Source organism: Sphingomonas paeninsulae, assembly GCF_003660165.1.
In the GTDB taxonomy this organism is placed as follows: domain Bacteria; phylum Pseudomonadota; class Alphaproteobacteria; order Sphingomonadales; family Sphingomonadaceae; genus Sphingomonas_O; species Sphingomonas_O paeninsulae.
Window position 1 is genome coordinate 653,743 of record NZ_CP032828.1, and the last position, 14,709, is coordinate 668,451.

Annotated in this window: 12 protein-coding genes; 6 read left to right on the plus strand and 6 right to left on the minus strand. The window is 60.5% G+C overall.

Features of this window, described 5'->3' with window-relative positions; genetic code table 11:
- The first annotated feature begins 83 nt into the window (after nt 1-83).
- The gene (locus D3Y57_RS04395) at nt 84-1,019 is read left to right on the plus strand and encodes an NAD(P)H-dependent flavin oxidoreductase (RefSeq protein ID WP_121151693.1); all 936 of its coding nucleotides are present in this window, start codon (nt 84-86) and stop codon (nt 1,017-1,019) included.
- Here the strand turns inward: D3Y57_RS04395 and D3Y57_RS04400 are convergent.
- Both D3Y57_RS04400 and D3Y57_RS04405 read right to left on the minus strand, forming a co-directional pair.
- Nucleotides 1,016-1,642, minus strand: a complete 627-nt coding sequence (locus tag D3Y57_RS04400) for a TetR/AcrR family transcriptional regulator (RefSeq protein ID WP_121151695.1) — start codon at nt 1,640-1,642, stop codon at nt 1,016-1,018. The two genes, D3Y57_RS04395 and D3Y57_RS04400, sit on opposite strands and share 4 nt — an antisense overlap.
- A 53-nt stretch (nt 1,643-1,695) precedes the next feature.
- On the minus strand, nt 1,696-3,234 hold the full coding sequence (locus D3Y57_RS04405) for an acyl-CoA synthetase (RefSeq protein ID WP_121151697.1): 1,539 nt from the start codon (nt 3,232-3,234) through the stop codon (nt 1,696-1,698).
- Between the two features lie 117 nt (nt 3,235-3,351).
- On the opposite strand from D3Y57_RS04405, the gene D3Y57_RS04410 reads away from it, so the two are divergent.
- The 4 genes from D3Y57_RS04410 (at nt 3,352) to D3Y57_RS04425 (ending at nt 7,811) form a co-directional block, all read left to right on the plus strand.
- The gene (locus tag D3Y57_RS04410; protein WP_121151699.1) at nt 3,352-4,152 is read left to right on the plus strand and encodes an enoyl-CoA hydratase/isomerase family protein; all 801 of its coding nucleotides are present in this window, start codon (nt 3,352-3,354) and stop codon (nt 4,150-4,152) included.
- A 10-nt stretch (nt 4,153-4,162) separates the two neighbouring features.
- On the plus strand, nt 4,163-4,945 hold the full coding sequence (locus tag D3Y57_RS04415) for a crotonase/enoyl-CoA hydratase family protein (RefSeq protein WP_121151701.1): 783 nt from the start codon (nt 4,163-4,165) through the stop codon (nt 4,943-4,945).
- Nucleotides 4,946-5,041: 96 nt separating this feature from the next.
- Nucleotides 5,042-7,090: a 3-hydroxyacyl-CoA dehydrogenase NAD-binding domain-containing protein gene (locus D3Y57_RS04420; protein ID WP_121152115.1), complete on the plus strand. Its 2,049-nt coding sequence runs from the start codon at nt 5,042-5,044 to the stop codon at nt 7,088-7,090.
- A gap of 64 nt (nt 7,091-7,154) precedes the next feature.
- The gene (locus D3Y57_RS04425) at nt 7,155-7,811 is read left to right on the plus strand and encodes a DsbA family oxidoreductase (protein WP_121151703.1); all 657 of its coding nucleotides are present in this window, start codon (nt 7,155-7,157) and stop codon (nt 7,809-7,811) included.
- On the opposite strand, the gene D3Y57_RS04430 is transcribed toward D3Y57_RS04425, so the two are convergent.
- From D3Y57_RS04430 to D3Y57_RS04440, 3 genes are all read right to left on the minus strand, one after another.
- The gene (locus D3Y57_RS04430; protein WP_121151705.1) at nt 7,798-9,108 is read right to left on the minus strand and encodes a spinster family MFS transporter; all 1,311 of its coding nucleotides are present in this window, start codon (nt 9,106-9,108) and stop codon (nt 7,798-7,800) included. The two genes, D3Y57_RS04425 and D3Y57_RS04430, sit on opposite strands and share 14 nt — an antisense overlap.
- Before the next feature lie 111 nt (nt 9,109-9,219).
- Nucleotides 9,220-9,981: an SDR family NAD(P)-dependent oxidoreductase gene (locus D3Y57_RS04435; protein WP_121151708.1), complete on the minus strand. Its 762-nt coding sequence runs from the start codon at nt 9,979-9,981 to the stop codon at nt 9,220-9,222.
- A gap of 109 nt (nt 9,982-10,090) precedes the next feature.
- Nucleotides 10,091-11,218 (minus strand): acyl-CoA dehydrogenase family protein, encoded by a 1,128-nt coding sequence (locus D3Y57_RS04440; protein WP_121151710.1) that lies wholly within the window; start codon nt 11,216-11,218, stop codon nt 10,091-10,093.
- A 185-nt stretch (nt 11,219-11,403) separates the two neighbouring features.
- On the opposite strand from D3Y57_RS04440, the gene D3Y57_RS04445 reads away from it, so the two are divergent.
- Nucleotides 11,404-13,074, plus strand: coding sequence for an MFS transporter (locus tag D3Y57_RS04445; RefSeq protein ID WP_121151711.1), 1,671 nt, complete (start codon nt 11,404-11,406; stop codon nt 13,072-13,074).
- Nucleotides 13,075-13,111: 37 nt separating this feature from the next.
- Here D3Y57_RS04445 and D3Y57_RS04450 read toward each other — a convergent pair whose 3' ends face one another.
- A complete protein-coding gene (locus D3Y57_RS04450; protein ID WP_121151713.1) occupies nt 13,112-14,566 on the minus strand; it encodes an aldehyde dehydrogenase family protein in 1,455 nt (484 codons plus the stop codon).
- Nucleotides 14,567-14,709: the final 143 nt, after the last annotated feature.

Consider the following 14,709-nt stretch of genomic DNA (forward strand, 5'->3'; position numbering starts at 1 on the left):
CGAACTCAATACCGCAACCAGTTCGACTCGGTGGCTGAAACGACGCCGTTGAATTTCGATTACGAAGAAAGTCGCAATAACTCATGTCGATGCCAAAATTGTTCGAAGGTCGCCTGTCCGTACCGGTCATCGCCTCGCCGCTGTTCATCATCTCGCAGCCCGAACTGGTGATCGCCGAATGTCGCGCGGGCGTGGTCGGGTCGTTCCCGTCGCTGAACGCGCGCCCCTCTGGCACGTTTGAGGACTGGCTGAAGCGGTTGCGCAGCGAACTGACCGATCAGGACGCGCCGTTTGCGGTCAATCTGATCGTTCACCGCACGAACGAACGGCTCGAGGAAGATCTGGCGCTCTGCGTCAAATATCAGGTGCCGATGGTCATCACTTCACTCGGGGCGCGGGTCGATCTCAATGAAGCGATCCACAGCTATGGTGGCCTTGTTTTCCATGACGTGATCGACAATTTCTTTGCGCGTAAGGCCATTGAAAAGGGTGCGGACGGGCTTGTCGCAGTCGCAGCGGGAGCAGGGGGCCATGCCGGCACCATCTCACCTTTTGCGCTGGTGCAGGAAATTCGTACCTGGTTCGATGGCCCGCTGGCGCTTTCGGGGTCGATCTCGACCGGCGACGCAGTCGCAGCCGCGCGCGCGCTCGGTGCCGATTTCGGCTATATCGGATCGGCATTCATCGCGACCGAGGAAGCCAATGCCGCGCCCGGTTACAAACAAATGATCGTGGACAGCGCCGCAGACGACATCGTTTACTCCAATCTGTTCACCGGTGTGCATGGCAATTACCTGAAGCCGAGCATCCTCGCCGCCGGTCTCGATCCCGATGCGCTAGCGGTCTCGGACCCGTCGAAAATGGATTTCGGCGCACTCACCGAAGGCACAAAGGCGTGGCGCGATATCTGGGGCTGCGGGCAGGGCATCGGCGCGGTCGAAAAAGTCGTTCCGGCGGCCGAACTCATCGCCCGTCTGGGCCGTGAATATCGCGCGGCGCTGGCACGGCTGGCCGCTTAAGCCCGACGCTCACGCCGCGCTGCCGGTCCCAGCGCACTATGGACGATCCGCCGGACCATATCCCGGCGGATCGTCTCGAACGACGGCGCATCACGCGTGAGTTTTCCCGCCATTTGCAGCGAGATAATCCCATGTAACGCGGCCCAGAACGTATAGGCCAGCAGTTCGGGATCGGTGTCCAGCGCCCCTTCGGCAACCATCGTTTCGACGTAGCGGATCATGTTCGCCCGCCCGCGCGCGTTGGCGGTATCCAGTTCGGGATACTGGCCGAATTCGGCCTGCGACAATTCGAAGATCAGGCGATAGGCTTCGGGGTTCTGAAACGCGAAGTCGACATAAGCATTGCCCACTTCGCGCGATCGTGACCAGATGTCGCCCGGTCCCTCCATCGCCGCCTCCAGACGGTCGGACAGCCGGTCGAACGCCGCCGTCCGCGCCGCCGCAAGGATCGCGTCCTTATTCTCGAAATAGCGGTATAGCGCGGTCGCACTCCACCCCAGAGCGCGCGCAATGCTGTGCATCGACACCCGTTCCATGCCCAGTTCGACGGCCTGCCGCTCGGCAACCCGCACGATCTTGTCGCGCGCTTCATGTATCTGGGTTTCGGTCAGCAGCACGGCCATTATACCGTGATAGATAATGGCGTTATCTCATGAAAGCGAAAACTGCTTTTCCCTCATGCGCCATTGCTAGCCCAGTAACGGTCGCGAACTTCCTTCTTGTGAAGTTTGCCCGTGGCGGCGCGGGGCAGCTCCCCGTCGAAATCAACCGTCTTCGGGCACTTGTAATGCGACAGTCGTCCCCGACACCATTCGATCAATTCGGCCGCCAGTTCCGGGCCTGCGCGGCTTGCGTCGATTGGCTGCACGACGGCCTTCACCGCCTCCCCCATTTCAGCGTCCGGCACGCCGATCACGGCGACATCGGCAACGGCGGGGTGGCCCAATAATATGTTTTCCGCTTCCTGCGGATAGATATTCACGCCGCCCGAGATAATCATGAACGCGCGACGGTCGGTCAGGTACAGATAGCCGCCCTCATCCACATAACCGATGTCGCCATAGGTTCGCCAGGTCGGGTGGCGCGGATTGGCGGCGTCGGCGGTTTTCTGCGAGTCTTTGTGATAATCGAAGGTCACATCGCTCTCGATATAGACGGCCCCAATCTCGCCCGTAGCCACTTCGTCGCCGTCGTCGTCGCAAATATGGAGGATGCCGTGCGTGGCACGGCCGACCGAACCCGGATGATCGAGCCATTCCTGAGACGTGATACAGGTGCGCCCGAACCCTTCCGAACCGCTATAATATTCATCGAGGATCGGGCCGAGCCATTCGATCATCCCGCGCTTAGTGTCCGGCGCGCACGGGCTACCAGCATGGACGATCGTGCGTAGCGACGAGAGGTCGTATTTGGCGCGCGTTTCCACCGGCAGGCGCAGCATCCGAACAAACATCGTCGGTACCATTTGCGCATGGGTGATCCGACAGCGTGCGATCGCCGCAAGCGTCGCTTCTGGATCAAAACGTGACATCAGCACGACGGTGGCCCCGATCCGCTGGCAGGTCAGACTGAACAGCAATGGGGCGGCGTGATAAAGCGGCGCAGGCGAAAAAAAGACACTGTCTTTATCGACGCCATAACTGGTGCTCAGCCAGGCCTCATACGGGTGATCGTCCTGTATCGTGCCCGTGCGGGAGGCATGGCGGATACCCTTTGGTTTGCCGGTTGTGCCTGACGAATAGAGCATCGGCTTGCCGGGCGCTTCGTCGGCAATCGGCGTGTCCGGCATCCGTCCTGCGGCGTCATCCCATACCTCGGCCCCGGCAATCGGACTGCCAAGGACAAGGATTGGCGGACCATCGCGCATGTTCGCCGCCAGAGCGGCAACCTCCGCGCCGATTGCGGTCGAAGCGACCACGGCCCGCGCATCGCTGTCACGAACGATGAACTCAGCTTCGGCGGCCGTAAGCTTGGTCGAAATCGGTGCAAACGAAAGCCCGGCGCGTTCGGCTGCCCAGCTTACCATCAGAAATTCGGGTCGGTTGTCGCACCAAATCGCGACGGTATCGCCGGTCGCCAGTCCCATCGACCGGAACAGTTGCGCGCCCCGGTTGGACTGACGCTCAAGCTCGTCATAGCGCATAGTCTGGCCGGTTTCGGCCATCACAGTGGCGGCATGGTCCGGTCGTCTCGCAGCCCAGATACTCGGATGCATTTTTCTCTCCAGCGTCCCGTCACAGGAATTCTATTTGTTTCGCTGATACCATCATTTATGGGCAGGCGCGCAACAGTGATCGCTACATCGGCGCGACGCGGCAGGATTAGGATTTACATGGCTGACTATCGCAATATTCTGGTCGAAACGCACGGTTCGATAGAGGTATTGACGCTAAATCGGCCGGACGTGCTGAATGCGGTGTCACCTGAAATGGCGACCGAACTGACGGATTATTTCGGTGGCCTGCATGAACGCCTCGACGTCAGAGCGGTCGTGCTGCGCGCCGCTGGCCGCGCATTCTGCGCCGGACTGGATATCAAGGCGTGGCCGCTTCCCGAAGGCGCAACGATGGTCGTCCATATGGCACGCACGCAGAAAATGATGGGCGATATCATGCGGAAAATGCGCAGTTGCCCGCAGCCGATTGTCGCGCTGGGACAGGGGGCTGCGTGTGGTGCAGGCTTTTCGATGATGCTCGCCTCCGATGTGCGGTTCGGTGCGCCCAGCCTCCGCATGAACGCGGCCTATATCAAGATCGGCCTTGGCGGCTGCGATATCGGATCGAGCTATTTCCTGCCGCGTCTGGTCGGCGTTTCGATCGCTTCCGAACTGATCCTGACCGGTCGCTTCATCAATGCCGAGCGCGCGCTGCGGGTTGGTTTGTTGAGCGATGTGGTGGACGAGGACAGATTGCTCGAAACCGGCCTCGAACTGGCCGAAGAGATGGTCGCGAACTCGCCCATCGGCCTGCGCATGTCGAAAGAGGCGCTGAACTTTAACGTCGATGCCCAGAGCCTCGACGCGGCGATGGCGCTCGAGGATCGCCAGCAGATCATGCTGACCGCGACGCAGGATCATATCGAGGCGATGCAGGCTTTCGTTGAAAAGCGCCCGCCAGTTTACACCGGTAACTAGGATCATATCTATGACAGAACGCGTCACAATCTCTGTCGAAAACGGGGTCGCGGACGTCCGGTTCGCACGGCCTGATAAACTGAACGCTCTCGACCAGGCACAGTTTGAGGCTATTGGCGGAGCGATCGACCGGCTGACCGCGATGAAGGACATCCGCTGCGTCGTCCTGTCCGGCGAGGGCAGGGGCTTTTGTGCAGGCGTCGATCTCGAAAGCCTCGCCAGTAACCCTGCGTTGCGCGACTTGATGCCGCGCACCCACGGTGAGGCCAATGTCTTTCAGCATATCGCATGGGGCTGGCGGACGCTGCCGGTGCCGGTGATTGCCGCCGTCCACGGATTCGCGTTCGGCGCGGGGTTCCAGATCATGCTCGGGGCAGACATTCGCATCGCGACGCCCGATGCCCAGCTTTCGATGATGGAGGTGCGCTGGGGCCTTGCTCCCGATGTTGCGGGAATCGCGCTGCTGCGTGGGCTGGTCCGCACCGACGTGGCGCGTGAACTTACTTATACCGCGCGCAAGATGAGCGGCGACGAAGGGTTGGTCCTTGGCATCGTCACTCATGTCCATGCCGACCCATATACGCGGGCCATGACACTGGCGCGCGCGATTGCCGCCAACAGCCCCGACGCGGTCCGTGCGAGCAAACGGCTTTTCAACCTTTCGGTCGAGGCGGGTTCGGGGCCAATTCTGCTTGCCGAATCGGAGGAACAGCAAATCCTTCTGGCTTCCGCCAACCATGCCGAAACCATTGCGGCAGCCAGCGAAAAGCGTGCGCCGGTCTTCAAAGACTGAACAACGCTAACCTGGGTTACCATGTCCCTGTTGCGCATCGCGCGCGACCACGGCAAAGACGCTTTCAACCATCAGCAAGTTTTTCGGAGCGATATCATGAGCAACGTTGGCACATTCACAGTCGAGGACGGCATCGGCGTTATCTCGATCGATTCGCCACCCGTGAACGCGCTCGGCATCAACGTCCGTCGCGCGCTGGATGAGGGGTTCCGCAAATTCACTGCGGACGATTCGATCAAGGCTATCGTCCTGATCTGCGGCGGTCGCACCTTCTTTGCGGGTGCCGACATCAGCGAATTCGGCAAACCGATGCAGGAGCCGGGTCTGGCCGATGTGTTCGACATCATCGAAAACGGCACCAAGCCGGTCGTCGCCGCAATCCACGGCACAGCGCTTGGCGGCGGTTATGAACTGGCACTGATCTGTAACTACCGCATCGCCGTACCTTCGGCGAAAGTCGGCCTGCCCGAGGTCAACCTCGGCCTGCTGCCGGGCGCAGGCGGCACACAGCGCCTGCCACGCATCGTCGGCGTCGAAACCGCGCTCCAGATCATGACGACCGGCGCGCCCGTTCCCGCCAAAAAGGCGTTCGAACTTGGCATGATCGACGCCCTCGCCGAAGAGGGCAAGCTTAAGGAAGACGCCGTCGCCTTCGCACGCAAGCTGGTTGCCGAGGGCAAGAAGCCTGTCCGTGTCCGCGACCGTCAGGACAAGGTTGAGCCATCGCGCGGCCATCCCGAAATCTACGACGCCTTCCGCGCCAAGAACGCACGTGCGTTCCGCGGCTTCAAGGCACCGTGGAACATCATCAAGGCAATCGAAGCATCCGCTGAGCTTGATTTCGATGCGGGCATGGTTCGCGAAGGCGAATTGTTCCGTGACCTGATGGAAGGCACTGAAGCACTCGCCCAGCGCACCTATTTCTTCGCCGAGCGCGAAACCGCAAAAGTCCCGGACGTTCCCGCCGACACGCCGATCATTCCCGTAAAGTCGGTTGGCATCATCGGTGCCGGCACAATGGGCGGCGGCATCACGATGAACTTCCTGAATGCCGGTATTCCCGTCACTTTGGTCGAAATGACGCAGGAAGCGCTCGATCGCGGCGTCGGTGTGATCCGCAAGAATTACGAGAACACCGCCAAAAAGGGTCGCATGACCGCTGAACAGGTCGAGCAGCGCATGGCTCTCGTCACGCCCGTTCTCGGACTGGAGGCACTGGCGAACGTCGATCTGGTGATCGAGGCCGTGTTCGAAGAAATGGGCGTCAAGAAAGACGTTTTCGGCAAGCTCGACAAAATCTGCAAGCAGGGCGCGATCCTCGCATCGAATACATCGTTCCTCGACCTGGACGAAATTGCTGCGGCGACATCGCGTCCGGAATGGGTCGTCGGCCTGCACTTCTTCTCACCCGCCAACGTCATGCGGCTTCTCGAAGTGGTGCGCGGTGCAAAGACGTCTAACAGCGTCGTCTCCACCGCGATGAAACTTGCCAAGACGATTTCCAAGGTTCCCGTCCTCAGCCGCGTGTGCAACGGCTTCATCGCCAATCGGATCATGTCGCAGCGTGGCCGTCAGTCGGACGCGCTGGTATTCGAAGGCCCAACGCCTGCTGAGATCGACAAGGCGATCTATGACTATGGCTTTGCGATGGGACCGTTCCAGATGATCGATCTGGTCGGGCTCGACGTAATCGGCCGGGGCGAAACCGAACGCACCGTGCGCGGCGACCTGGTAAAAATGGACCGCCTCGGCCAGAAGAAGAACGGCGGCTATTACGACTATGACGAAAAGCGTAACGCGACGCCGTCACCGATCGCCGCTGGTTTGATCGCTGACATCGCCAAGTCGAAAGGCATCAACAGCAGCGGCTCGATCCCGGCGGACGAGATCGTCGCGCGCCTGCTTTATCCTGTCGTCAACGAAGGTGCCAAGGTACTGGAAGAGGGCATCGCCATCCGCGCGTCGGATGTCGATGTCGCCGCGATCCTTGGCTATGGCTGGCCCGTCTATACCGGCGGCCCAATGTTCTGGGCCGACACAATTGGCCTGCCAAAGATTGTTGCCGGACTGGAAGCGATGGGTATCGAGCCTTCGAAACTGCTGAAATCGATGGCAGCCGAGGGCAAGACCTTCACGAGGGGCTGACCCCACACCATATCCGTTCCGACGCTTGAAGGCCTGGCGCCAATATTTCAGCGAAGGAACGGATATGCCGATACCCCTGAAAATTGATTTCGTTTCAGATGTCGTCTGCCCCTGGTGTGTGATCGGACTGTTTGGGCTGGAAACGGCGCTGAAAAACGTCGGCGATCTGGTCGATGCGACGATCGCGTTCCAGCCCTTTGAATTGAATCCCGACATGCCATCGGGCGGGCAGGACATTTCCGAACATATCGCTGAGAAATACGGAGCCGACGCCGCGCGTTCGACGGTGAACCGTGACGCTATTCGGGATCGTGCCGCCGCCCTTGGTTTTGCGATGAACTTTCGCAGCGGCGCACGCATCTACAATAGTTTCGACGCCCACCGACTGCTTTATTGGGCTGGGACCAAGGGGCGGCAGGTAGAGGTGCAGCACGCGCTGTTCGCCGCCTATTTCACAAACGGCCGTGATATCGCGGACGCGGACACCCTGGTCGAAGCGGCTTATACAGCGGGCCTCAACCCCATCGCCGCCCGCACCATCCTCAACAACGGCACCTACGCCGACGAAGTGCGTAGCGAAGAGCGCCGCTGGAGGCAGGAGGGTGTTACCGCCGTACCGACCATCGTCATCAACGATCGCTATTTCATTTCGGGCGGGCAGGAATCGGCGACATTCGAGCGCGCGCTCCGTAGCATCGCCGCCGACCTTACGCCGAAATAAGCGTCGCCCGCGCGCGTTTGCGAAGGAGCCATGCGGTCGCGAACGCCGCCAGACCGCCGAGCAGCAACCCCGAATGCGCGATCAGCAGCGAATAGCGCACAGCCCCCTGACCATAAATGGGCTGAAATGCGTCATTCAATGCGCCGACCACCAATGGACCAAGACCGATCCCCATTATCGTCATGCAAAATGCCACGATCGCCATCACCATCGCCCTCATCCGGGGCGGTGCCAATGTGAGTGCGACTGTATAAACGGGCGGCAGCCAGCCGGTCATCAGGAGATGGCCGATGAAAAGTCCCCAGAGCGAACTCGTCGTGTCGGGAGCAAGCGTAAACCAGATGCTGAAAGGTAATGAAACCAGCGCGAAACAGCCTGAGACGATCATATAGGTCGAAAGATTGCCCTTGGCGGTCCGGTCGGACAATTGCCCCGCAAGCAGGTTGCCCAGGAAAAGGCCGGACGCGATGACCAGCCCCATCCATTTGCCGACCTCCAGCGTATTCATGTCGTGGACGCGCATGAAGAATGCCGGGGTCCAGGCCAGCAACGAATAGCCGGTGAAAGCATTGCAGATTGCCACGACGAGCAGCAACAGCATTGCAGGCGTCTGGAAAAAGAACTGGGCAATTTCTTTTGCGGTCGGTGCAACACCGATTTCCTGAAGGACACCATCCGACATGCCGCGCGGGGGTTCGGTGACGGTAAAAATCATCACAACCGCCAGTATCAGCCCTGGGAGTCCTACGACGATAAAGGCCGTTCGCCAGTCGAACGCCTGATTGAGCCAGCCACCGAAAAACAGGCCAAATGCAATCCCGATGGATTGCGCCGCCAGCAGGATGCTGATCACCCGCCCGCGCTGCGACACCGGATAAAGGTCGGCGATCATCGATTGCGATGCCGGATAGGCACCGGCCTCTCCGCCCGCAACGCCCATGCGCGCAAGGATCAGCTGGATATAGGATGTGACTATGCCGCAACATGCGGTCGCCACACTCCATACGGTAAGGCACGCGGCGACCAGCGTCCGCCGGTTCCCGCGATCGGCGATCCGGGCGAGCGGAAAACCGGCGGTGACATAGAAAACGGCAAAGGCAACACCGGACAACAGGCCCATCGCCGTGTCGGTGACTTGCAGATCGTGTTTAATCGGCTCGAGCAGGATCGACAGAATCTGCCGGTCGATAAAATTGAAAACGCCGACAAGGCACAGGATGAAAAGAGTATAATGACGTTTGCGTGCCGTCCAGAACACCGCCTGACCCGGCGTTGTGTTCTTGTCCTGATCGTTCATCCTGCTCTCCCAAGCCGACCTAATTATCGACCTAGGCAACCACGTTAGCGATCTTCAGGCAAGTGTTATCGACGCCGGGAGCTGCCCAGCGTCGATGATTGATAATAACAGTCAGCGTGGCGCCATGCGGATTGCCCCGTCTAGGCGGATGACTTCGCCGTTCAGCATCGGATTCTGGACGATGGATTCGACCAACTGAGCGTATTCTTCGGGCTTGCCGAGGCGGCTTGGATGCGGAACCTGCTGGCCGAGCGAAATCCGCGCGGGCTCGGGCAGGCCCATCAGCAATGGTGTCAGGAACAGGCCGGGTGCAATCGTCATCACGCGAATGTTGCTCTGCGCCAGATCGCGCGCAATCGGCAACGTCATGCCAACGATGCCACCCTTTGATGCCGAATAGGCGGCCTGTCCGACCTGTCCGTCATAGGCGGCGACCGACGCCGTGTTGATGATGACCCCACGTTCTTCGCCGATCACGTCCGCGGTCATCAGGCGGGCGGCAAATTTTGAGATCGTGTTGAAACTGCCGATCAGATTGACTTCGACGACCTTGCGGAAAAGATCGAGCGAATGCGGCACGTTTTCGCGGCCGACGGTCTTCATCGCGCTGCCGATACCGGCACAGTTTATAAGGATGCGCGCGATGCCGTTCACAGCTTCGGCTACTGCGATGCCTTCGTTAACGCTATCCTCGTCGGAGACGTTCACCTTGAAGAAACTGCCGCCGATCTGCGCCGCATGTTCGCGGCCGACGGTTTCGTTCAGGTCGAAAATGGCGACCTTTGCACCCGCCGCAGCAAGGCGCGCAGCCGTCGCGCCGCCAAGGCCCGATGCGCCGCCCGTGACGATCGCCGCAATTCCGTTCAGGTCCATCTATTTTCTCCGCTTAAAATGTGCCGCCGCTGTTAGCGTGGCGGGGGAGGGCGCGCAAACGCCCGTTCGTGATGCATCGGGCTGGGACGAATTCAGCGCCGCCGCCTGGCTACAGGGCGCGTGCGATTACCATGCGCAGGATGTCGGACGTGCCCTCGTAGATCTGGCAGACCCGGACATCGCGATAGATTTTCGCGACACCATATTCCTCGAGATAGCCGTAACCGCCCAACGTCTGAAGCGCGCCGGAACAGACCAGTTCGGCCGTTTCCGACGCGAATAGCTTGGCCATCGACGCTTCGGTCAAACAGGGCAGTCCCGCATCCTTCAGGCTGGCCGCGTGAAGGACGAGCTGACGCGACGCCTCCAGCTTCGCGGCCAGATCAGCGAGTCGGAAACCGACTGCCTGATGCTCGACGATCGCCTTGCCCATCGAACGGCGGTCCTTGGCATAGCCGACCGCGATTTCCAGCGCGGCCTGCGCCATGCCAACGCATTGCGCCGCGATGCCGATGCGCCCGGCTTCGAGATTGGATAGCGCGAGCCGATAGCCTTCGCCCTCGATGCCAAAAAGCAGCGCGTCTTCGAGGAAAACATCTTCGAACCGCAGCGCGCAGGTGTCCGATGCGGCCTGTCCCATCTTATGCTCGACTTTATCGACGAAATAGCCGGGGGCATCGGTGGGCACGAGAAAGGCAGAAATGCCCTTTTTTCCTGCGTCGGGATCGGTCACAGCAATCACCATTGCGACACCTGCGATCCGACCCGACGTGATGAATTGTTTGGTCCCGTTCAGCCGCCAACCACCATCGACCCGCGTGGCGCGCGTGCGGATCGCCGACGCGTCCGACCCGGCATCGGTTTCGGTAAGCGCGAATGCCCCGATCATCTTTCCACTGGTCAGCGAGGGCAGGAAACGCGCCTTTTGCGCGTCGGTGCCGTAGCGCAGGATACCGGAAACCAGCAGGCTGTTCTGGATCGAAACGATGGTGGACAATGCGCCATCGGCAGCCGCTATTTCCATCAGCGCCAGCGCATAAGAGATATAGTCTGCACCTGCGCCGCCTGCTTCTTCGGGCGCGGTCATGCCCATCAGGCCCAGGGCGGCCAGCTCCACGAACAATGCGGGTGGGTAACTGCCCGCCGCTTCGTATGACGCACTGTTGGGACGGATCTGTTCCTGCGCAAAGCTGCGAACGGCGTCTTTGATTGCCAATTGAGTTTCTGAAAGCACCATTTTCGCTACGCCCTGGAATTGTTTTCTCGATTGGCCTTGTCACGCCGCGCGCTTCTGCGTCAACAAAGAGAGCGAGGACAGTTTGCATGAGCAATAAAATTCGAATTGCATTCAATGGGCTGTCGAATCCGCTGCGCGAATGCGCCATGGTCGTTTCGACAGGGAGAAATTGAAATAACCGAGCCATTGAATGCCACCGTGACCACGGCTCCCCGCGTACAGGTGGGATAGGCGAGCCGCTGCGCACGCCGCTTTTCCGACGGATATGGAGCGCCAGCCTGTTGTCCAACCTCGGCCTGATGATTCAGGCGGTCGGCGCGGCATGGTCGATGATCCAGTTGACCACGGACGCATCGATGGTCGCGCTGGTGCAAACCGCGTTGATGTTGCCGATCATGCTGATCTCTATCCCCGCGGGTGCGATTGCCGACATGTACGACCGGCGCAAAGTTGGCCTGTTCGCACTTTCGGTTTCGCTGGCCGGGGCGACGGCATTGTCGGTTGTTACGGCGCTGGGTCTCATCACGCCCTGGGGATTGCTCGGCTTCTGCTTCCTGATCGGAACCGGCATGGCGCTGTTCGGCCCGGCGTGGCAGGCCTCGGTCAGCGAACAGGTGCCGGCACATACGTTGCCGCAAGCCATCGCGCTGAATTCGATCAGCTATAATATCGCGCGCAGCTTTGGTCCGGCGATCGGTGGCATTATCGTTGCTGCGGCGGGGGCGGTGGCTGCGTTTACGGCAAACGCACTTCTCTATGTGCCGCTGCTGATCGTCCTTCTGCTCTGGCGGCGCATCCAGCTTCCGTCGCGCTTGCCACCCGAACGGCTCCATCGTGCGATCTCCTCGGGCTTTCGGTATGTCATCCATTCGCCCTCGATTCGCATCGTTCTCTGGCGCACGCTGGCAACTGGTGTTGCAGGCGGGTCGGTGTCGGCTTTGATGCCGCTGGTTGCCCGCGATCTGCTTCACGGCAACGCGGAAACCTATGGCTTGATCCTCGGCACGTTCGGTATTGGCGCCGTTGCGGGTGCGCTCAATATCGGTCGGCTTCGTCAATCTCTGAGTGGCGAACAGGTCGTCAGCATCAGTGCGCTGGTCATGGCGGCGGCGATCGCGGTCGAAGCGTTTAGCAAATCCGTATTGCTGACCGGCATCGTGCTGATCGCGGCGGGTGCCGCCTGGATGATCAGCGTGACGGTTTTCAACATCGCGATTCAACTGTCCGCGCCTCGCTGGGTTGCCGGGCGTACGCTTGCCGCTTATCAGGCCTCGATCTGCGGTGGGATCGCGTTCGGAAGCTGGCTGTGGGGAACAATCGCACAAAGTCACGGTGCCAGCGTCGCGTTGCTCGCCTCGGCGGGATTGATGGTGCTGACGCCTTTGCTGGGGCGCTGGCTGCCGATGCCGGCCGCCAGTGACGGCGATAAAGAAGCCATCGATATGGGCGCGCCCGATGTCGCGCTCGCCCTGACCGCGCGCAGCGGGCCAATCGTTGTGGAAATCGAATATTGCGTGAAGCCGGATGAAGCCCGTGCATTTTATGGCGTCATGCAAAAGGTGCAGCTGACGCGCCATCGCAACGGCGCGTATAACTGGTCGATCGCGCGCGATATTTCGGAACCGGCGCTATGGACGGAACGGTTTCATTGCCCGACCTGGCTCGATTATCTGCGCCTGCGCAGTCGCCACACCGGCGATGAAATCGAAATCCAGCAGGCCGCCGAGCACTTCCACAGCGGCGATGCACCATTGCGCGTGCGGCGCAGGCTGGAACGGCCATTCGGGTCGGTGCGCTGGAAGGACGAAGCTCCCGATGCGGGTCAGACCGAGGTCTTGCCGATTACGGCCACATAATCGCGGGCGCTGTCACAGGCGCCCGCAATCTGTTTCTTCAGGCGATGCTGACAGTTTTATAACGCAGGAACTCGTCGATCCCGGCGCGTCCGCCTTCCTTGCCGAACCCCGAAACGCCTAGGCCACCGAATGGCGTAAACGGATGGATCTGCTGTGCGCCGTTGACATAGACGCCACCCGATTTCAGGCGCTCGGCCAGCGTCAGGGCGCGCTTCAGATTGTCGGTCTGGATATAGGCGGCCAGGCCATATTTCGTGCTGTTGGCAATGCGCACAGCCTCATCCTCGTCCGAGAATTTCAGGACGAGCAGGACAGGCCCGAAAATCTCGACCTGCGCTATTTCACTGGCTGGGTCGACATCCGTGATGATCGTCGGTTCGATATAGTTCAGCCCTTCGAGCGGCCCGCCGCAACGCTGGCCGCCCAGAACGATCTTGCCCGACCCCTCCGAACGAACCCGATCGAGCATACCCATGATGCGGGTCACGGCCGCGCTGTTGATCAACGGCCCGACGCGCACGCCCTCTGCCATCGGGTCGCCGACCTTATATCCATTGGTGATCGCGATGAGTTTTTGCACGACCTCATCATGGATCGATTCATGCACCATAAGGCGAGTGGGGAGCGAGCATCCCTGCCCGGCCATGACCCCAATCGTCCATTGAATCGCGCGTTCGCAGGCCGCGTCGATGTCGGTGTCGGGGAACAACAGACTGGCCGATTTGCCACCCAGTTCCAGAACGGCGGGCTTCATCTGTTCAGCGCACATCGCGAGGATTTTGCGCGCCGCAATGGGACCGCCAGTGAAGCTGATCTTCTCGACATCCTCATGCCGGACAAGCGCCTCGCCAGCGTCGATACCACCGGGCAACAGCGAGAACACGCCGTCGGGAATGCCTGCTTCACGGACCAGTCGTGCGTAAAAATCGGGAGCAAAGGGCGTCAGTTCGGCAGGCTTCACGATCACGCAATTGCCGGCGGCCAGCGCAGGCGCGACCTTCATGCCGAGTGAGATCAGCGGGCCGTTCCAGGTGATAATGATCCCGATGATGCCATAGGGTTCGGGTGCCGAATAGGAAAACGTCCCACGCGTGTCGAAGGTCGAATACATTTGCCCGTCGAGCTTGTCGCACCAACCGGCATAATAGTCGTGCCAATCGGCGGACAGCGTCGCCATATGCATACCGGACGGCAGCGGCGTGCCCCCATCGAGAGCACCAAGCCGGGCGAACTCAGCAACATTCTCACGCACAAGCCTGCCGAGTTTGGCGATCGCATCGCGGCGGCGTTCGGGGGTCCAGCGGCGCCACTCTTCCTTGACGGCGAGCGCACGTTCGACCGCGAGATCGACCTCTTTTGCACCAGCCAGCGGGATCGTCGCCTGCGCGATGCCGGTCACGGGGTTGAGATGGGTGTACGTACCCCCCGAACCTTCTGAATAATCGTCGTTACCGATACGCAGGAGTGCGCTGGGGGCGGGGGCGTCAGTCATTCTTCTCTCCTAAAGGGGGAGGCCTGCTCTTAACGACGGCGCTCCGTTTGCTCAGGCCAGATTGGCTGCGCACACCAACGATGTCAACAGCCATTTACATATGTCTCGTGGACGCCGGCCGCGCGTGCGCACCTACAGCGGAC